Origin of the sequence: Tenacibaculum sp. 190130A14a, assembly GCF_964048965.1 — a bacterium.
GTDB lineage: Bacteria > Bacteroidota > Bacteroidia > Flavobacteriales > Flavobacteriaceae > Polaribacter > Polaribacter polynesiense.
On record NZ_OZ040189.1, the window covers coordinates 2,182,301 to 2,204,101 of the forward strand.

General features: G+C 30.3%; 14 protein-coding genes. 7 read left to right on the top strand and 7 right to left on the bottom strand.

Translation table 11 applies throughout. The annotated features are described in order from the left end of the window. The first annotated feature begins 15 nt into the window (after window positions 1-15). From purL to ABNT22_RS10450, 3 genes are all read left to right on the top strand, one after another. Complete coding sequence (gene purL / locus ABNT22_RS10440) at window positions 16-3,678, top strand: phosphoribosylformylglycinamidine synthase (protein ID WP_348716894.1); 3,663 nt, start codon at window positions 16-18, stop codon at window positions 3,676-3,678. Between the two features lie 160 nt (window positions 3,679-3,838). Next, window positions 3,839-5,545, top strand: coding sequence for an AraC family transcriptional regulator (locus tag ABNT22_RS10445; protein WP_348716892.1), 1,707 nt, complete (start codon window positions 3,839-3,841; stop codon window positions 5,543-5,545). Between the two features lie 190 nt (window positions 5,546-5,735). Then, window positions 5,736-6,146, top strand: coding sequence for a hypothetical protein (locus ABNT22_RS10450; RefSeq protein WP_348716890.1), 411 nt, complete (start codon window positions 5,736-5,738; stop codon window positions 6,144-6,146). A 55-nt stretch (window positions 6,147-6,201) separates the two neighbouring features. Here ABNT22_RS10450 and ABNT22_RS10455 read toward each other — a convergent pair whose 3' ends face one another. Genes ABNT22_RS10455 through ABNT22_RS10485 form a run of 7 tightly spaced genes read right to left on the bottom strand, consistent with a single transcriptional unit; the run spans window position 6,202 to window position 16,557 of the window. Next, window positions 6,202-6,933: a GIN domain-containing protein gene (locus tag ABNT22_RS10455; protein WP_348716888.1), complete on the bottom strand. Its 732-nt coding sequence runs from the start codon at window positions 6,931-6,933 to the stop codon at window positions 6,202-6,204. Between the two features lies 1 nt (window position 6,934). Continuing rightward, window positions 6,935-9,331 (bottom strand): ABC transporter permease, encoded by a 2,397-nt coding sequence (locus ABNT22_RS10460; protein WP_348716887.1) that lies wholly within the window; start codon window positions 9,329-9,331, stop codon window positions 6,935-6,937. A gap of 2 nt (window positions 9,332-9,333) precedes the next feature. Then, window positions 9,334-11,748 carry an ABC transporter permease gene (locus ABNT22_RS10465; protein ID WP_348716885.1) on the bottom strand — a complete coding sequence of 805 codons (2,415 nt, stop codon included), beginning with the start codon at window positions 11,746-11,748 and terminating at the stop codon, window positions 9,334-9,336. A gap of 2 nt (window positions 11,749-11,750) precedes the next feature. Further along, window positions 11,751-14,165 (bottom strand): ABC transporter permease, encoded by a 2,415-nt coding sequence (locus ABNT22_RS10470; RefSeq protein ID WP_348716883.1) that lies wholly within the window; start codon window positions 14,163-14,165, stop codon window positions 11,751-11,753. Window positions 14,166-14,192: 27 nt separating this feature from the next. Next, window positions 14,193-14,894 (bottom strand): ABC transporter ATP-binding protein, encoded by a 702-nt coding sequence (locus tag ABNT22_RS10475; RefSeq protein WP_348716881.1) that lies wholly within the window; start codon window positions 14,892-14,894, stop codon window positions 14,193-14,195. A 19-nt stretch (window positions 14,895-14,913) separates the two neighbouring features. Beyond that, a complete protein-coding gene (locus tag ABNT22_RS10480) occupies window positions 14,914-15,312 on the bottom strand; it encodes a hypothetical protein (RefSeq protein WP_348716879.1) in 399 nt (132 codons plus the stop codon). Then, window positions 15,313-16,557, bottom strand: coding sequence for an efflux RND transporter periplasmic adaptor subunit (locus tag ABNT22_RS10485; protein WP_348716878.1), 1,245 nt, complete (start codon window positions 16,555-16,557; stop codon window positions 15,313-15,315). A gap of 165 nt (window positions 16,558-16,722) precedes the next feature. Here ABNT22_RS10485 and ABNT22_RS10490 point away from each other — a divergent pair, with 165 nt between their 5' ends. From ABNT22_RS10490 to ABNT22_RS10505, 4 genes are all read left to right on the top strand, one after another. Then, window positions 16,723-18,093 carry a sigma-54 dependent transcriptional regulator gene (locus ABNT22_RS10490; RefSeq protein WP_348716876.1) on the top strand — a complete coding sequence of 457 codons (1,371 nt, stop codon included), beginning with the start codon at window positions 16,723-16,725 and terminating at the stop codon, window positions 18,091-18,093. Window positions 18,094-18,097: 4 nt separating this feature from the next. Next, window positions 18,098-19,420, top strand: a complete 1,323-nt coding sequence (locus ABNT22_RS10495; protein ID WP_348716874.1) for a HAMP domain-containing sensor histidine kinase — start codon at window positions 18,098-18,100, stop codon at window positions 19,418-19,420. Window positions 19,421-19,424: 4 nt separating this feature from the next. Next, window positions 19,425-20,846, top strand: a complete 1,422-nt coding sequence (locus ABNT22_RS10500) for a cytochrome P450 (protein ID WP_348716872.1) — start codon at window positions 19,425-19,427, stop codon at window positions 20,844-20,846. A 412-nt stretch (window positions 20,847-21,258) separates the two neighbouring features. Further along, the gene (locus ABNT22_RS10505) at window positions 21,259-21,678 is read left to right on the top strand and encodes a helix-turn-helix transcriptional regulator (protein ID WP_348716870.1); all 420 of its coding nucleotides are present in this window, start codon (window positions 21,259-21,261) and stop codon (window positions 21,676-21,678) included. The last annotated feature ends 123 nt before the right edge of the window (window positions 21,679-21,801 follow it).

Here is a 21,801-nt window from a genome sequence, read left to right on the forward strand (position 1 = left end):
ACAAACACAACTATAATGATTCATTTCTTTGGAAACACAAACAGCAAAGTTTTTGCTGTTCAAACAACAGAAGAATTAACTACAGCAACAATTTCAAAACTTACTTGGTTATTTGGAAACCAACCTAAAATAAACACGGCGTCTCTTGACGCCTTTTTTGTTGGCCCAAGAGCAGCTATGATTACTCCTTGGAGTACCAATGCTGTTGAAATTACTCAGAATATGGGAATTACAGGTATTATTCGAATTGAAGAATTTGAAAGCGTTGAAGAAACTTTTTCTGACTTTGATCCAATGATTTCTCAAAAATTCAATGGACTAAATCAAGAAACTTTTACTATTGATATACAACCAGAACCAATTTTAGAAATTGAAGATATTGCTAGCTATAATGAGCAAGAAGGTTTAGCTCTTAGTGAAGAAGAAATCAAGTATTTAGAAGAAGTTTCTGAAAAAATCGGTAGAAAGTTAACAGATTCAGAAGTTTTTGGTTTTTCTCAAGTAAACTCTGAGCACTGTAGACACAAAATATTCAACGGAACTTTTGTAATTGATGGTGAAGAACAACCTACTTCCCTATTCAAATTAATCAAAGAAACATCTAAACAAAATCCAAATGATATTGTTTCTGCGTATAAAGATAATGTAGCATTTATTAAAGGACCTAAAGTTGAACAATTTGCTCCAAAAAGTGCTGATGTACCAGATTATTATGAAACAAAGGAGTTTGAATCTGTAATTTCCTTAAAAGCAGAGACACATAACTTTCCAACAACGGTAGAACCTTTTAATGGTGCTGCAACAGGATCAGGAGGAGAAATTCGTGATAGACTAGCTGGAGGAAAAGGATCATTGCCATTAGCAGGTACCGCGGTGTATATGACCTCTTATTCTCGCTTAGAGGAAAATCGCCCTTGGGAACAAGCTATGAACGAACGTCAATGGTTGTACCAAACTCCAATGGATATCTTAATCAAAGCCTCAAATGGAGCTTCTGATTTTGGTAATAAATTCGGACAACCTTTAATTTGTGGTTCTGTATTAACTTTTGAACACGAAGAAGAAGCTCGTAAGCTTGGTTTTGATAAAGTAATTATGCAAGCTGGTGGTATTGGATATGGTAAAAAAGAACAAGCTTTAAAAGATACTCCTAAAGAAGGAGATAAAATAGTAATTCTTGGAGGTGAGAATTATCGTATTGGTATGGGAGGTGCTGCTGTATCTTCTGCAGATACAGGTGAATTCTCTACAGGTATAGAATTGAACGCAGTACAACGTTCGAACCCTGAAATGCAAAAACGTGCAGCAAATGCAGTGCGCGGAATGGTAGAAAGTGAAGAGAACTTTATTGTTTCTATTCACGATCACGGAGCAGGTGGACATTTAAACTGTTTATCCGAATTAGTTGAAGATACAGGAGGAAAAATTGATTTAGATAAGCTTCCTGTTGGAGACCCTACTTTATCTGATAAAGAGATTATTGGAAATGAATCTCAAGAAAGAATGGGATTAGTAATTGCCGAAAAACATATTGAAACACTCAATAGAATTGCAGAACGTGAGCGTTCACCAATGTACACAGTGGGTGATGTAACCGGTGATCATAGATTTACTTTTGAATCTAATACCAATGGTAACAAACCAATGGATTTAGCTTTAGAAGATATGTTTGGAAGTTCTCCAAAAACAATTATGAATGACAAAACTGTAAATAGAAATTACAGTGAAGTAAGCTATAGTAAAGAAAACTTTACTAACTATTTAGAGCAAGTATTACAACTAGAAGCTGTAGCTTGTAAAGATTGGTTAACTAATAAAGTAGATAGATGTGTTGGTGGTAAAGTAGCAAAACAGCAATGTGTTGGTGCTTTACAAATTCCTCTAAATAATGTGGGTGTAATGGCCTTAGATTATAAAGGAAAAGAAGGTATTGCTACTACAATTGGACACTCTCCTATTTCTGGATTAATTGCTCCAGAGGCAGGAAGTAAAAACTCTATTGCAGAAGCTCTATCTAATATTATTTGGGCTCCTTTAAAAGATGGTTTACAATCAGTTTCTTTATCGGCTAACTGGATGTGGCCATGTAAAAATGAAGGTGAAGATGCTCGTTTATATAAAGCTGTAAAGGCTATTTCTGATTTTGCCATTGATTTAGGAATCAATGTACCAACAGGAAAAGATTCTTTATCAATGAAACAAAAGTATCCTAATGAAGAAGTAATTTCTCCTGGTACAGTAGTTATCTCAGCAGCAGCAAATTGTAATGATATATCTAAAGTAATAGAACCAGTTTTAAAACCAAATAAAGGAAGTATTTATTATATCAACTTATCACAAGATGAGTATAAATTAGGAGGTAGTTCTTTTGCTCAAGTGGTAAATAAAATTGGAAATACTACTCCTACTATTACCAATAATGATTTCTTTAAGTCTACCTTTAATGTACTTCAAAGTTTAATTAAAGAAGACAAAATTGTAGCGGGTCACGATGTTGCTTCAGGAGGGTTAATTACCACTTTATTAGAATTGTGTTTTGCGGATGTAAATATTGGAGCAAATATTGATTTGTCTCACATCAACGAAACGGATAGTATCAAATTATTATTTGCAGAGAATTCAGGAATCGTATTCCAAGCTGATACTTCTGTTGAAGAAGTATTTAACACTAATAATATTGAGTTCTTTAAAATAGGTGATGTTACGGAATCTGATCGCTTAAATATTAAAAATAGCTCTGATGTATTTGCTTTATCTGTTTATGAATTAAGAGACACTTGGTATAAAACCTCGTTTTTACTAGATAACAAACAGACAGCAAATGGTTTAGCAAAAGACCGTTTTGATAATTATAAAAATCAACCTTTACAATATACTTTCCCAAGTCATTTTACTGGAAAATTAAGTGATACTGTAGGAAATATTAAAAAGAGACCGAAAGCAGCTATTATCAGGGAAAAAGGATCAAACTCTGAAAGGGAAATGGCCAATGCTATGTATTTAGCTGGTTTTGATGTGAAAGATGTACACATGACAGATCTAATTTCTGGAAGAGAAACTTTAGAGGATATTCAATTTATTGGTGCTGTTGGAGGTTTTTCTAATTCAGATGTTTTAGGTTCTGCGAAAGGTTGGGCTGGAGCATTTTTGTATAACGAAAAGGCAAATACCGCTTTAAAAAACTTCTTTAAAAGAGAGGATACATTATCTGTAGGTATCTGTAACGGATGTCAGTTATGGATGGAGTTAGAGCTGATTAACCCAGAACATAAAGTTCATGGAAAAATGGTTCATAATGATTCTAAAAAACATGAAAGCTCATTTACTTCAGTAAAAGTTCAAGAAAATAATTCGGTTATGTTATCTACATTAGTAGGAACTGAATTAGGTGTTTGGATTTCTCATGGTGAAGGTAAATTTGACTTACCAGAAGCTGAAGAGAATTATAATATTGTTGCTAAATATGGTTATGAAGGATACCCTAATAATCCTAATGGCTCTGCTTATAACACAGCAATGATGTGTGACAAAACAGGGCGACATTTAGTAACCATGCCTCATATTGAGCGCTCTACATTTCAATGGAACTGGGCTAACTACCTTGATGGAAGAAACGACGAAGTTTCTCCTTGGTTAGAAGCTTTTGTGAACGCTCGTAAATGGATTGAAAATAAATAATCATATCGTTCATTATTATTCAAGATAAAAAAAGGGACTCTTATAACAAGGGTCCCTTTATTATATCCATTACTCCTATCGTACATGAAGATAAAAAATGCTATTGTATCTTTCCATGATGATTTTTCATACATTTACCAATGATTATAGGTCCTTACTCATGAAAAAGAACTACACATATTATGCTTTCTTACTGTTTATATGCTCTGGGCTCACTACATTTAACTTGAATGCACAAGAAAAAGACACATTATTTCATAAAAGCTATACGGAATTAAGAGTTCTTATAAACCAACATACTTCAATTAATATTGTCAAAGCTGAGAAACTAGCACAATATTATATCAACAAGGCTAAAACAGATAAAGAGCTTAAAGAAGAGTTTTATGGGCTTAATCAATTGATCAATTTTCGAATTAAACAGCGAAATTTTGATGGTTTTGTTTATGAAAAGGAGCGTCTAATTTCAATTGCTGAAACTCTAGATTTAAAGAAAGAATTGACACTGTGCTACTTCTATTTTGGTTATTCCTATTTTCTTCAAGGTCTTTGGAAAGAATCGATAGATGATTATAATAATGCTCTAACTATATCTAGAGAAATTGGCTTCACCTCAATGGAATCTGCTTCCTTGACCCAATTAGGAACCATCAAATCTTACATTGGTGATTATAATGGAGCTTTAAAAGCTCAAAAAAAGGCTTTACAGTTGAACTTATCTGCCAAAAAGGATCCAAATAACCATATAGAAAAAGCACGATTACGGTCGCAAGTAGCCTCTCTCTATTATATTTCTCTTAGTTACCTTAAAATAAAAGAAAAAGATTCAGCTTTGTGGTATGTCAATAAAGCATTGTCTCTCAATACTACCGTAAAAGACACTTGTTTAAACAAAGCTTTGTATAGAAACCTTGGTTTGGTAAAAATATTACAACATAATTTTGATGAGGCTATTCTTCAATTTGATCGTTCAAAAAAGATTTGTTTACCTATTTCAAAAAGTGAGAAATTAGCACTTTCTTCAAACTATGGTCGTGCTTATATTGGTAAAAAGGAATATCATAAAGCTATTCAAATATTACAAAAAGGATTAGATGATTATGTTGTTAAACCTGAAGAAGAAGGTTTAATGGAAGATCATTATAAATTACTAGCTAAAGCTTATAAATACTACGGAGACATTGAAAAATCAAATATATATTTTGAAAAATACATACATACCACTAATGAATTTCGGAAAATTCAGGACAAAGCAATTTTAAAATTTAAGGACGAAGAACTTGAAAATTTTAAAGCAGAGTTACATACCATTAATTCTGAAAAAAACTCTTTGCAATACGCTATTTGGTTAACTTTATTAATCTCATCTGCACTTGTGGGAGTAATACTTAAGCTATACAACAATCAAAAAAAGCACAATAGAAACTTTAAAGAAACCATAGAAACCAATAATAATGTTAGTGATAACTCTTCTAAAGAAAGTGGTGATTCAGAAGTTAATAATACTATTAAAATTAAAATTCTTGAAAACCTCAAAAGATTAGAAGAACAAGAATACTATTTAAAAAAAGAGTGCAACTCTTATAATCTTGCAAAAAAAATAGACACAAATACTACCTATTTATCCAAAGTAATTAATTCACATTATCAAAAAAACTTTAATGGCTATATTAATGATTTGCGTATTAATTATGTTATAAAAAGATTGAAAAACGATACACAATTTAGACAATATTCTATTCAATCTATTGCTGAAGAAATAGGATATAAAAGTGCAGATTCATTTAGTAAATATTTCAAAAAGAAAACAGGGTTAAATCCATCTTTCTACATAAAAGAACTGAATAACCCACCTTCAAATCCTTAAATTTATAAATTTAGGGTTCCATTTTTCAAGTCTTCTACTTTTTTACCAGAAAGAAAATAAACCTCTGTAAACCAAATAGAAACATCTTTAACAACTCTCCTTTTTTCTTTAAAACAGGGAAGTAATCCTTGTATTCACTATTTTTTCTAAGGTAATTTGAATTCAGATATGAATTTTAAATTAACTAAAAATGAAAAACCAAATGACATTAAAATATAAGTTAACCATTGCTTTCTCAGTCTTCATTGCAACCTACTTTGTTGGGCTTTTAGACTTGTATAAAAAAGAGTATGATAAGGATCAATTTACTATTCAAAAAATAAAAACTTTACTTACTAAAAATTGTAATTGTGAAACAGTTTCAATAAATACTTACTATAAAGGAATACAATTTGATTCAAAAGGTAACTTTACTACCGAAAAAGTAGAATACACACTTAATAATTGTTCATACAAATCATTGAATCAAGAAGCTCAAAAAATTAATACCGTCTTAAAAAATAATATAGAAAACTATAAAAGGTTTGATTGTATAGAGCTTAACTTTGTTTCAGCTCAAGATCATAAAAGTATTTCGATTAACAATGGAGTGGTGAATTAAGTATAAAATTGTAAAGAGATGGAAATAGAATTCCATCTCTTTTTTATTAACTATTCTATAAAGCTTCAATCAGGGTATCTCCTATCACAATTCCTTTTGATACCTTTGGACTACCTCTATAATACACTTTTGTTTCACCATAGGAAGTAACCTTCAATCTATCAGAAACATTGATTTTTACATTAGCAGATCCATGTGCTACTATTTTAGTTTGTGAACTTTTAACTTCAGCTACTTTTATTCGAGCTTCCCCATAAACTGTATATTTTTGTTCTTTTACACTTCCTTTTTTTATAGTAAACTTACTAGCTCCATAAAGAGTGGTTTTCATCTTATTTACTTGAACTTTCTCAATAACCACCTCTGGTTCTCCATAAACTGTTAAAGTTAATTTATCTTGCTCTAATGCACTTGCAAAATAAAAATCTTCTTCGCCTCTTAGAGCAAATGTTTCTACTTCTTTATAAGTAATAACCGCTTTGACCAATCTTCCTTTATAAATTGGCACCTTTTGCATATACCCATTCACCTTCATTTTTTTGGTTGGAGAAGTTATTTTTGCATCATTTAAATATAAATGCAATGTTTTTCCTTTTACATCAATATTCAAAGCTGAATGATTCTCTATAATTTCAACAGATTCTTTAGTTCCTTTTTTAAATTCAACTTCTATATGAGGACTCACAATCACTTTTTTAAAATTTTCTACGGTCAGGGTTTTACTTTGCCCTAATAACCATAACGGTGTGCACATCCATAAGAGAAGTACTATATATTTTGTTTTCATATTATTCAAATTTTAAATATTTAATCAAATCTACCTTTGTTGCATTATATGCTTTTATTCCCACTACTGTAACAACTAGCAAAATCAATATTATCGGTGAAATAACATATGGAAAAATAGGCATATCAATACGATACGCAAAATTATTCAGCCAGTTTTGCATTAAATAATAAGCTATTGGAATTAAAAATACTGATGCTATTAATACGTTCTTTACAAAACTTATAATGAGTTGATACATAATTTCTTTCACAGATGCTCCCAAAGTTTTGCGAATAGCTACTTCTTTTAATCGCTGCTGAATTGTTAAGCTCGCCAATGCAAATAACCCCAACAAAGCCACTAATATTACTACAAAAGTTAAGATTCCGAATAATGTTTGTTGTTGCTTATATTTCTCATAGGTTACTTCAAAAGCTTTATTAACGAAGGAATGGGTTAACGGAAACCCTGGTTCTATTTCTGTTCTCCAGAAATTCTCTATCCTAGCAATTGCCTTTTCTTCACTCCCTTTTTTTATTTTAAAATGTACTGAATTCAAACTATACTTCAACCAAGGTATCGATTTAAAATGTAAATAAAACGCAGGTCGAATTTTTTTATCAAATCCGTCCAAATGATAATCTTTTACAACTCCCACAATGTTACATTCTTTATCGAAAGTTCTTACTTTTTTCCCTATAGGGTTCTTAATATTTAAAAGCTTTACAGCAGTTTCATTTAAAATAATTCCATTGATACTATCAGAAGCAAATTTTTCAGAAAATGGGCGTCCAAATTTCATATCCGTCTCAATCATTTCTAAATGACCATAATCCATAGGTATAAATTTAGTATCAACATCTTTGTTATTGTAGGATACTCCATTTGAAAAGTCATTATCTGCTCCAGGAGAAGTCATGCTTGCAGAAATTGATATTATGTTTGGATCATTCTCAAATACTTTTTTTACTAATTCATAACGTTCCCATTTACGCGCATTATCTGCAAAATTTACTACTAAAATTTGGTCTCCAGAAAATCCTAAATCTTTAGAACTCATATAGCTCACTTGATTGTACACTACTAAGCCTCCTACCAAAAAAAATCCAGAAATTATGAACTGTAAACCTAGCATTACATTTCGTAAAAAAACCATGTTTTTACTTCTAGAAAAATTACCTTTTAACACTTCTATAGTACTAAACTTATGAAGGTACAATGCATATATGCCACCTATTAATAAAGAAATCACTAGCGTTAACAAGCTAATTTGAATAATCAGTTTTACATTTTTAAGATGTAGCGTTGTTTTAAAATATGTATTAAAACTTGGCAGAAGAAGCTCTGTTATTAATAATGCTAGTAATAGCGCAACAAATCCTTGAATTACAATTTCTAAAACATATTGTACATTAAAACTTATCGTAGTAATACCCAAGGTTTTCTTTATTCCTACCTCCTTCCCTCTTAAGCTAGCTGAGGCAATAGACAAGTTAATAAAATTAATGCTTGAAATAATGATGATAAAAACGGAAAGTCCCATCATTATCAATAATAACAAATAATTTCCTTTCCCTTCTAAAGGTCCAACATCTCCTCTGGCGTGCAATCGTAATCCATCTAATTTCTCCAAAAAAGGAATTGAAGCCTCTTTTTCTAAATATTCATTTAAAGGCATTCCTTCCTTATTAGCACTGGTCTTATGGAGATTATCAATAAATACTTGTTGAAGCTTTTTCTCTACTTCTTTTATATCTGCGTCTTCTTTAATTTTATAATAAGTATGGTTAGAGAATGAATCCCAATTATTCACCATACTTTTATTGGCCATATCCCATACAATCACTTCTGGTTCAATAGTTGATGGTTTTTCTACTTCAAATACTCCAGAAATGGTATAGTTCTTTTTTCCATAAACAATTAGATTACCGACAGCCTTTTTCGTGCCGAAAAGTTTCTTTTTAACTTCTAATGAAATGGCCATGAAATCTTTAGAATTTAAAATTTCTTTTTTATTCCCTTCAATAATTTTATGCGGAAAAAACTCAAAAAAATTAGGGGTACTATATACTATTTTTGTTGCATAGGTTGTTTTATTATTAACTTTTAACAAAGCACTATAATACCACGATGGCATCGAAATATAATCAATAATCTCAGGAATAACTTCCATGCTTTTAGGACCTTCTGGATGTGTTGTATCGTCATATGTTTGACCATCTGGCCAAGAGTGACCTACTTTATAAATGACATCTTTATGAGGGTTCCATTTATCATATGAGTTTTCTTTATTATAGTAAAGTAACACAATTATTAACCCTGTTAATCCAAGTGTTAAACCTCCAATATTGATTAGCGTATTTAACCAATTCTTTTTACTATTTCTAAAGAATAGTTTTAACCAAACTTGTAACATAGCTATTCAAATTTTAAATATTTAATCAAATCTACTTTAGTGGCATAAAACGCTTTAACTCCAACCACCATAAAAACTAAAACACTTAAAATTAATGGAGTAATGATATAAGGTATCAAAGGCATCTCTATTCGATATACAAAATTATCTAACCAGTTTTGCATAAAATAGTGTGCTATAGGAATTAATACAACTGATGCAATTAGCGTAATTTTTAAGAAATTCTTTATTAATTGAAACATAATTTCTTGTACAGAAGCTCCTAAAGTTTTACGAATTGCCACTTCCTTTAATCGTTGTTGAATTGTTAACGTAGCTAAGGCAAATAATCCTAATAGCGATATTGTAATTACAATGACTGACAACAACAGAAACATTGATTCTTGCTTTTTAAATTTTTCATAAGTCTTGGCAAATTTCTTATCTAAAAATTCATAGGTAAAGGGATACTTGGAATCGACATTTGCTTTCCAAAAAGTTTCGATTTCAGCAATTGTCTCTTCTATATTCTGAGATTTTAGTTTAAACTGAATTCCTGGAAGCCAACTATCTGGGAAATCTAAGCTATTCCAAAGAACAAAAAACATCGGTGCTATTTTAGTATCAAAGCCATCAAAATGATAATCTTTGACCATCCCAACTACTTCAAAACCATTAGAATTTTCATCTAACCAACCTAAATTTAATTTTTCACCTAAAGGATTCTCATAAATTGCAAGTTCTCTTGCTGCTGTTTCATTAATAATTATTTTTAAAGAGTCAGACGCCAATTCTTTTGTAAAACTTCTACCTTTCAATACTTTAATTTTGGCAAAATCTAAATAATTATCATCAATAATATTTGAGGCTGAATTGAATCGGATATCATTTAATTTATGTATTAAAGAAGTTCCATTTACAAAACCTTCTCCTGGTACAAACATACTTGAAGTAATTCCTGTTATATTCTTATTTTTTATCAATACTTCCTTTGCCAATTCATATTTTCTAAACTTATCCTTTATGTTATACATTTCTACAGAAAGTACATATTCTTTATCAAAGCCCAGTTCCTTCTCCATCATATAACCAATTTGATTATTTACAATTAATACACTAATTATAAAAAATCCAGAAATTAGAAATTGAATACCTAACATAATGTTTCTTGCCAAATTCCCTTTCTTTGTTTTAGAAACACTCCCTTTTAAAACTTCTATTGCTTTAAAGTTGGAAAGATAAATTGCAGAAATAAGTCCGATAATAAAAGCGAGTACTAAGGAAGTTAATAATATAACAATTAGTGAGTTTACTTGAAGAATAGAAATATCCTTCTCTACGAATTGATTAAAAAATGGTAACAACATCTCTACTATAAGTAAAGCAAAGATAAATGAGATTATTCCCTGTAAAATAACTTCAAAAGCATATTGAAATAGTAACTGATTTTTTGATAAACCTAAGGTTTTTTTAACCCCTACTTCTTTAGCTCTTTGACTTCCAGAAGCAATAGATAAATTGATAAAATTAACACAAGAAATAATAATTAATAGTATAGATAAAGCCAACAATATCATAAGCAACTGATAGTTCCCTGTTCCACTAGGCCCAGCTCTTTTTGCCGTGCTGTGTAAATAAATAGTATCTAACTTATCCAGTAATATTGTTGGTGCTTTGTATTTTGCTTCAAACTCAGCTATACTTACTCCTTCTTCTAAAGCCATACTCTTATGAGCATTTACAATGATTTGATTCATTTTATCCTTTACCAGATCTAAATCTGAATTTTGAGTAATTCTACAAAAGAGCTCATTATTATGATTTCCCCAATGAATTTCAAAAGGAGTATCAAATTGCATTAACAAATCTGGTTCTTGGTGAGAGTTTTTCGGAATTTCATAGACACAACCTACAATGTAGTTTTTACCATCTATTTTAACCGTGTTACCAACAGCTTTATCCTCTTTAAAAATTCTTTCTGCATATGCTTTCGATAAGCCTATATAATTTCGAGTTTCTGAAAATTTTTGAACAGAACCTTCTAGTATTTTAAATGGAAAGAAATTAAAAAAATGTGGATCAGTAAATATCATTTTATCGCTATATTCAAACGATTTCTTGTACTGCACCGTTCTACTTCTGTAAAAAGGTTTTACCATTAACGCTTCTGTAACTTCTGGAATCTCTTCCGGAAAAGTTAAATACATTCCTGGGTTACTGGTAAACCATACTTCTCCACTTCTAGGTTTCTTTATATTTACCCTATAAACTTCATTTTTATTTGGGTTCCACTGATTATAACTCTTTTCTTCAGTGATATAAAGTAACACAATGAGTAAGCCAGATAACCCTAAAGTTAATCCACTGATATTAATCACTGTGTTCAACCAATTTTTCTTGCTATTTCTAAAGAATAATTTGAACCAAACTTGCAACATAACTATTCGAATTTTAAGTATTTGATTAAATCTACTTTAGTAGCATAATATGCTTTAATTCCTACTACAATAAACACTAAAACAGTTAATACAATTGGAGTTATTATAAATGGTATCAAAGGCATATCTATTCGATATACAAAGTTTTCTAACCAGTTTTGCATAAAGTAATATGCTACTGGAATTAAAATTACGGATGCAATGATGGTAATTTTTAAGAAACTCTTTATCAATTGATACATAATTTCCTTAATAGATGCCCCTAAGGTTTTACGTATAGCTACTTCTTTTAATCGCTGTTGAATTGTTAACGTTGCCAAAGCAAATAACCCTAATAAAGACACCAATATGACCACAGAAGTTAATATAAAAAAGATAGTTTGTTGTTTCTCGTATCTTTTATAAGTTCTAGCAAAACGTTTGTTTACAAACTGAGGATTGTAAGGATATCCTTGCTCTACATTTTGCTTCCAATAATCTTCTATATATACTAATGTTTCTTGTACGTTTTCTGGTTTAATTTTTATTTGAATTTTCCATAGATTTTGACGCATCCAGTCGAAACTATTCCAATGTACATAAAAAGTTGGTGGTATTTTGTTTACCAATCCTCTAGTATGATGGTCTTTTACAACTCCAATTACATTTAAGTTTTTCCCATCATTATCTTCCCCACCAAATCCAGCATCTACTTTTTTTCCAATAGGATCATTAGCTATTCCTAAAGCAGCTGCTAATGTTTCATTAATCAAAACATTTTTAATAGTGTCTGAAGCTATCTCTTCTTGAAACCCTCTACCCTTTACAATATCAATATCCATTACGTCTAAGTAATTATAATCTAATGCATTTGAATTAGATTGAACAGATATGTCCTTGTAAGTTAAATTTGTTGAGCTTGCGCTTCCTCCTCCAATAATAAAAGAATTACAAGTTACAGCTTCAATATTTGGATGTTTTACTAATTCTTGTTTAGCTATTAAATAGTTTTTAAAACGATCATCATACTTATTAAATGAAATCATGATTACTTGGTCTCCTTTAAAACCAAGATCTTTGTTCATCATATAATTTACTTGTTTGTTTATGATAATTGATCCAGTTAGAAAGAAACCTGAAATTAAAAACTGAACTCCTAACATCGCATTTCTAGCCATTACTCCTTTCTTACTTCTAGAAACATTTCCTTTTAGTACTTCTACCGATTTAAATTTAGACAGGTAAAATGCAGGAATACTTCCTATAGCTATTGATATTACGATTGCCAACAAGGTTAACTTAGCTAACAGTCCGAACTGTAAAATCGAAATATCTTTTCTCATAAATTCGTTAAAAGAAGGTAAAATTAACTCTACAAGAATAAGAGACAATAAAAACGCCACAGTACCTTGTGCTACAATCTCTAAGGTATATTGTCTTATTAAAGATTTTTTTGAAAGACCTAGTGTTTTCTTTACCCCAACTTCTTTTGCTCTTTGGGTTGCTGAAGCAATTGATAAATTGATAAAGTTTACACATGATATAATAATTAAAAGTACCGATAAGCCTATTAAAATTAGTATCAATCTATAATTCCCTTTACCTTCAGGACCAGCGTCATCTGAAATTGTGTGTAAACGGATACTTTCAATAGCCTCTAAATAAGCCTCTGTACCGTATTTTTCATTAAACTCTTCTACCGTAATCCCCATACTTTTTACATTCGGTAGTACAGAATGCTTATGCCATACGTCTTTCGCTTTTCTATTAAAATCTTCCTCATTACTCCCCTTAGATAGTTTTACCAATAAGTTCTTTGAAAAATTTCCCCAATGCCCTTCAGGTTGCTTTTTGTATTGTAAAATAACTTGAGGCATAAAGTAATGCTTCCCCACTATCTTATATACAGTAGTTACGATAAAATCCCTTTTATAAAAACTAATTGTTTTTCCTATTGGAGATTCATTTCCGAAGAAGATTTTTGCTTGCTTTTCTGAAATAGCAATGTTATTTCTAGTTTTTTCAAACGATTCTTTACTTCCTTCTATAATTTCAAAAGGAAAAAAGTTAAAAAAGTTAGGCTCTCCTTGCAATACATCTTGCGTAAAAACATCCTTACCATTCACCTTAACCAAAGCATCATCATACCAACTATTACATAAAAAGAACTCTTCAACTTCAGGTATTTCTTCTTGATAAGTTGGTCCTTCAATATTTGTACTAGTGGACCAAACATCACCATTAGACATTTTATGAGCTACCCTGTATACTTCTTTTTTAAACGGATTAGTTGCATTGTAACTTTGTTCATCGTTTAAGTATAACAAAACAATAATAAGCCCAGCAAAACCAAGAGTTAAACCTAATACATTCACTAGAATGTTTAACCAGTTCTTTTTACTATTTCTAAAAAATATTTTAAACCATGTTTGTATCATTTTCTTACAATTATTAATGGGTTATATTTATTGAACTAGTAAATCGACTGTATGTTCATTTTGTTTTTCAGAAACTATTTCACCATCTTTTAGCGTTATAATTCTAGAAGAAAATTTAGCATCATAAGATGAGTGCGTTACCATAATAATAGTTGCTCCTGTAGCATGTAGTTCAGTTAATAACTCCATTACATCATTTCCACTTTTACTATCTAAGTTTCCTGTTGGCTCATCTGCTAAAATTAACTTTGGATTGGTTACTAAAGCTCTTGCTACTGCTACTCTTTGTTGTTGTCCTCCAGATAATTGTAAAGGATAATGCTTTGCACGATGTGCAATTCCAATACGCTCCAAAATTTCATTTACACGTTGTTTTCTTTCTGAAGACTTTACTTTGTTATAAATCAAAGGCAATTCAACATTTTCAAATACAGTTAACTCATCAATCAAATTGAAATTTTGAAAAACAAAACCAATGTTTGCTTTTCTTAATCCCGCACGTTGTTTTTCATTAAAATTAGCTACTTCTACACCATCAAAATCATAACTTCCTGATTCTGGAGCATCCAATAACCCAATAATATTTAATAGTGTAGATTTACCACAACCTGATGCTCCCATTATAGAAACGAACTCTCCTTCTTTTACTTCTAAGCTTAGTTTGTTCAATGCTGTTGTTTCAACTTCTTCTGTTCTATATACCTTTACTAAATCATTAATTTTTATCATCTTATTTTATTTTTTTATGTTAATTCCAAGTGATTACAAATTTTCCCGATGCGTCCTTTCCTTTTACAAATAATTGGTAATTTTTAATCACATCGTTATGTGTAGTCACAATTTCTTCTATATTATTTTTTAATTCTTTCGAACTCCAAATGGTCTTTTTATTTTGATCTACAAGATAAACTATGATACTACCCTTAACTAAATTTGATTGCACTTTAAAGTTCGTTTTTGTAACTGCTTCCAGTTCAATATTTTGATAAGTATCTCCTGAAAAATCATCAAATGTTGCTTTAAAACTTTTATTTTCTTTTACAACCTTCCAATTTTTAACATTAATTCCTTTATATGCTATTTTTGAAGAACACGATGCTATTAAAAGTGAAAATAAAGCAATTATGAGTATAATAATTCTTGTCATTTAATCAATATTAACTTGTTCAACATCTTTAAAATCAGCATAGCTAGAGGTTATCACCTTATCTCCTACTTTCAGTCCTTCTAGAACTTCATAATAAAATGGATTTTCACGTCCAATTCTAATATTTCTTTTGACTGCTTTATTATTTTCATCTAACACAAATACCCATTTTCCATTTGTATCATGATAAAATTGTCCTTTCGATATTAACAAAGCCTTGCTATTATTCGATAAAAAGACTTTACTTTTAAGAGACATTCCTCTTTTAATATCCTTTGGTAAAGAATCTTTATCAAATTGAAATTCAATTCTAAATTGTCCGTTTACTACTTCTGGATGAATTTTAGATAATTTGATTTGATAATCGTTAGTGTTTATAGCAACTTTCCCACTTATGTTTTCTTTCAATTTAGCAATATAATATTCATCTACTAGAGCGACTAATTTATACCCATTTAGCACATCAATTTTCCCGATGTTTTGCCCTTGATTATAGTTTTCACCTAAAGTAGGATTAAATGATGATAGCAAACCATCTACAGGGGCTTTCACGGTGAAATTTTCTTTGTTTTTTCTTAATAATTCTAAACTCTTTTGCATGTTTGTAATCGAAGTATTGATACGTGCTAATTGTACATCTCTGCTCTTTTTTTCTTCTGCAACACTCTTCTTTATAACACCACTGCGTTCTTTTTGAAACTTATATTGTTGTGCTGTTTTTTCATAGTCATTCTTAGCTACAACACCTTTACCATACAGTTTTTTATCCAAGTCATATTGACGCTTGGCATTTCTAAAGTCATTATCTATACTTAACAATTGTTGATCTAATGTTAACTGTTGATTTTTAACATTAACTCTAATGTTTCTCAAATTATTGATTTGCTCAACAATAGCAGTTTCTTGTGTTAAATAATTTAATTCTGCATTAGGATTATACACCTTTAATAATGCAGTTCCTTTTGTAACTTTTTGTCCACTTTCTACAAAAATTTCTGAAACTGAACCTCCTTGAATTACATTCACAAAAACTGATGTTTTAGGCTCAACAGTACTATTAAATAATAAGACATCTTCAAAATCTCCTTCGGTTACTTCTCTAACAGAAATGGATTGTTTACTTATATTTACTTGTTTTTTTCGAGTCATGTTCATCAACACCAAACTCGTTAATAATATAATGGGTATACTCCATAATAACATCTTTTTTGTTTTTTTGTTTTTGGGTTGTATTTGCTTGTCCATAGTTAATTACACTTTGTTTGATTTAGTAGATGCCACAAATATGCCAGCACAAAACAACTATATAAAAACCTAGCTTACAGTAAGTTATGTTTTTATACTTATTTTAAAGTGTTCGAAATCGAACATTTCTTTGTTCATATTCTAACAATTAACTAATTATGTAACATGAGAAAAAAAGATGCTACCATTTTAATTGTTGATGACGACGATGATATATTATTTTCTGCAAGAATCAGTCTGAAAAAATATTTTTCTGAAATTATTACAGCCAACAATCCAAAAAAAATAAGTAACCATCTGACCAACTCTACAGTAGATGTTGTTTTGTTAGATATGAACTACCGCATTGGTTTCGAGGATGGTAAAGAAGGTTTGTATTGGTTAAAACATATTAAAGAAATTAATCCAGAAACTACTGTAATCCTCATGACTGCCTTTGGTTCGGTTAATCTTGCTGTTGAGGCTATTAAACAGGGCGCTACCGATTTTATTTTAAAACCTTGGAATACTGAGAAATTATATGGTGTAGTAAATGCTGGTGTTGAATTAGCACGTTCTAAAAGAAAAACTTCGCAACTCACTACTGTTCAAAAACAACAGGATAAAGACTTTCACCAGCAAACAGAACATATAATAGGAAACTCTCCTGCAATGAAATCTGCAATAAAATTAATGCAGAAAGTTGCTCCTACTGATGCCAATATTTTAATTTTAGGTGAAAACGGTACGGGAAAATACGTCTTTGCTAAAGAAATTCATTTATTATCTGAAAGAAAAAACCATCCTTTTATTCATGTAGATTTAGGTTCTTTAAATGAAAATTTATTCGAAAGTGAACTCTTTGGGTATGCTAAAGGTGCTTTTACAGATGCACAAAAAGATACATTGGGTCGTTTTGAATTAGCAAAAGGAGGTACTATTTTCTTAGATGAAATAGGAAATCTACCCCTACACTTACAAGCAAAACTTTTAACTGTAATTCAAAATAGGAAGATTACGCGCTTAGGAGAAGGAAAAGAACGCGTTATTGATGTACGTATTATATGTGCCACCAACGCACCTATTCATGAAATGGTGGACGAACAAACCTTTAGACAAGATTTGCTTTTTAGAATTAATACTATCGAGTTGAGCCTTCCAGCTCTGCGAGATCGTAAAGAAGATATTCTTTTATTAGCCAATCATTTTCTAAAAAAACTTACTAAAAAATACAGAAAAACAATAACCCACTTTTCCAATGAAGCCATCTCAGCAATGAAAGGTTATCATTGGCCTGGTAACATTAGAGAAATAGAACATATTGTTGAACGCGCAGTAATTATAACAGATAGAGAAATTATCCAATTAGAAGATTTACATTTTTCTACTAAAAAAATGAACGTATCTTTAGGAGATAATCTTAATCTAGAAGAAACTGAAAAGATGCTAATACAACAAGCTCTGAATAAACACCAAGGAAATATTTCCAAAGCCTCCAAAGATTTAGGTTTAACAAGGGCCGCTCTATATAGAAGGTTAGAAAAATTCGGATTATAATATTTTGGGAAAATCACAAATCATACAAATATCCATACGAATTCTGTTAATTCTAGTTAACGGAATCATTGTATTTTACACTTACAATAATGACTTTGTTGCCAACGCGGCAGGGTTTTCTTTAATACTCATTTTTCAATTCTTTTTACTAATTGATTACCTTAAGAAACTTTTTGCTGATATAGAAAAATCTATCGATTGCTTATTACACAATGACTATTCAAATACAATTTCTCAAGAAAAAAGAAAAAACCCATTACACAATAAAACAGCTTTATTATTAGAAAAACATCGAAAATTAAGCCTACAAAGCTCTTCAGAAACCTTAATCTTTACCAATATTTTGGAAAGTTTAAGTATTGGGGTACTTATTTTGAGAAAAGATAGTAATGAAGAGGTGGATGTTTTTCAGCTTAATGAAGCCTTTGTAAATTTTTTACAAGTACCCAAGTTTTATAAGTGGCAATTGTTAAAAGAACGTATTGGAAACTTAGAAGATCTAATATCAGAATGGAAATTTCTCAAACATACCATTGCTTTAACTATAAATAATAAGGAAGAAAATTTTTTTCTAAAAACATCTGTCACAAGGACCAACGAATATCAATATCTAATTGTTACATTAGAAACCATACAACAATTAATTGATAAAAAAGAAAAAGAAGCATGGTATAAATTAATGAATGTAATGTCTCATGAAATCATTAATACCATAACTCCCATTAGCAGTTTAGCCGAAAATCTAGAGGATCTTATTCAAGAAGAAGCAGATGAAGATACTTTAGAAGAATTATCTACTGGTTTAAAAATTATTAAGAAGCGTTCAAAACATTTAACATCATTTGTTGATACGTATAGAAAATTGGCAGAATTACCGCTCCCCAATAAAGAAGAATTCGATTTGATTGTTTTTGTTGAGAGTACTTTACAATTGTTTGAGCGTGAATTTCAAGCTAAAAACATTGAAACAACTTTGTTTACAAATGTAAACAGAAAGATTTTAGCAGACAAACAACAATTAGAACAAGTTCTTATCAATCTTATATCTAATAGTATATATGCTTTAGAGACTATTAATCTCCCTAAAATATCTATAAATATTGAACAAGATAAAGACTATAGAACATATATAACCGTGAACGATAACGGTATTGGTATTTCAGAAGAGATAAAAGACAATATCTTTGTACCCTATTTTACCACTCGAAAAGATGGTTCTGGAATTGGATTAACCTTATCAAAAAGTATCATAGAAGCACATAAAGGAACAATTAAGTTTAGTTCTTCTTTTCAAAATACTAGTTTTACTATTAGTTTACCCATTTAAATTTATGAAACAAACAACATCAACTAAACTGCTTAGCTTAAAAGACTTAAAAACTCCCAAAGGAAGCTTTATTTTAGGAAACTTAAAAGACTTTAAAAAGAAAAATAAGCATCGTATACTAGAGCAATGGGCAGATGAATTTGGTGATTTATATACGATTAAACTCGGTCCTATAAAAGCATTAGTTTCTGCTGATACAATTGTAAACACGACTATTTTAAAACAAAGACCAGATCAGTTTCGTCGTTTGTCTAAAATTGATGAAGTGTTTAAGGAAATGGGGTTTCATACAGTGTTTAATGCTGAAGGTGATGATTGGAAAAAACAAAGAAAACCAGTTGCTGAAGCATTGAATGTTCGTAAAGTAAAGGGTTACTACCCTATTGTACACGATAAAACTGAAAAGCTACTTGCTAAACTTCATTCTTATGCCAATACAAACGCACCTGTTGAAATATTGAAAGATTTTATCGCTTATACCATAGATGTTACCACTGAAATAGCTTTTGGATACAAATTAAATACGATTCACAATAAGCAAGATAGTTTTCAAAATCATTTAGAGTTAATCTTTCCTATGATTAATGAGCGAATAACAGCTCCTTTTCCATCTTGGAGGTACTTTCCTAGTAAAAAAGATAAACAATTAAAAGAATCGCTTATAGCTATAGAAAAAGTGGTTGGGAAGTTTATAGAAGAGGCTAAAGATAGGTTGCTTAAAAACCCTAATTTAAAAGAATCTCCTTCTAATTTCTTGGAAGCTCTTTTAATTGAGAGTGAAAAAGAGCATAGTATTTTTGATCAAAAGACTTTGTACGGTAATGTAATAGCAATGCTTTTAGCTGGAGAAGATACTACTTCTAATTCTATGGCTTGGACATTATATTACTTAGCGCAGCATCCAGAAATAGTACATAAAATAAGGGAAGAAGCTCATAAAGAATATACCGGTAGTATTGCTGATGCTTATGAGGTTGTTAGTAAGTTGAAATATACAAATGCCGCCATACAAGAAGCTATGCGCTTAAAACCCACCACTCCTATCCTATTCTTCCAATCAAATGATGATATTATAGTAAATAATCTTCAAATTCCTAAGAACACCAGTATTATACTAGTAAACAGTCACGCTCAGTTAAATAGTGATTACTTTAGTGACCCGATGAACTATGAACCTAGTAGATGGATTAAATCAGAATGCCCATTTCATAAGAACCATACGCCAAAAGCAGTTAAAGTATTTGGTGGTGGAGCTAGATTATGTCCTGGAATGCATTTATCTATGGTAGAAATGACCACTGCTATTTCAAGTATTTGTAAGAGTTTTGATTTTAAATTGAATGTTCAACCAAAGGATGTTCATGAAAATTTTGCTTTTACTGTGTTTCCAGAGAATTTAAAAATGGAATTCATTAGTATAATTTAACATTTTACATTTGTAAACAATAGATGTATTATATTTAAGTGTAAAACTATAACCTTTATATAAGTATTTAACGAAAGTATTGCACTCAATTTAGACGATTACAAGTAAAATACATGTATTTAGTATCAAAATACCCAACATTTACTTCTCTATATACGGTATATATCTACTATTTACACTTGTATACCACTAAAACTTGATAAAAACTCATAACACTTAGTTAGGTATAAGTGTTTTCTATATAAAACTTTTAACTAACTCATTTACAACTAATAACAACCCTTTATTTTAAGTTAATTCTAGATTAAATATATCTAAGAATAAGAAAAATTCGGTTTTTTTCTTGTTTACTTATGTAATTTAACTATCTTTACAAACGTAAACAATAAATATCGTTTACTAATGTAAACCAATGATCGATAGAATTAAACTTATTTTAGATTATTACAATTTGTCAGCTTCAACATTTGCTGATATGATTGATGTACCAAGATCTAGTATCTCTCACCTATTATCAGGAAGAAACAAACCTAGTTTAGATTTTGTCATTAAAGTAGAAAAGGCTTTTGATGAAATTGAATTAGATTGGTTAGTGTATGGTAGAGGTACTTTTCCAAAAAGTAAGAGTACAATTATAAATAAAGAAGAAAAATCCCCTATGACTGAATCCCCTTCTCTGTTTAACGAAAATCCCGTATTTGAGCAACAGTCCGAAAAAAAATCAAATACGCCATTCTCAGGCAATGAACAAAAAGGTGTTCCTGTTGAGAAAAGAATAAAAAACATTGTTGTACTATACAATGATGGTACTTTTGAAGATTATAAAAAATAAAATTTAAATTTTTAGTTTCCCTTATAACCAACCCCTCTATAATTTTGATTTCTCTTGTGTATTTCTTCCCCTTAAGTAATACAATACAGAGTTCCCCGGATAACATTTTACCCCTAAAATGTT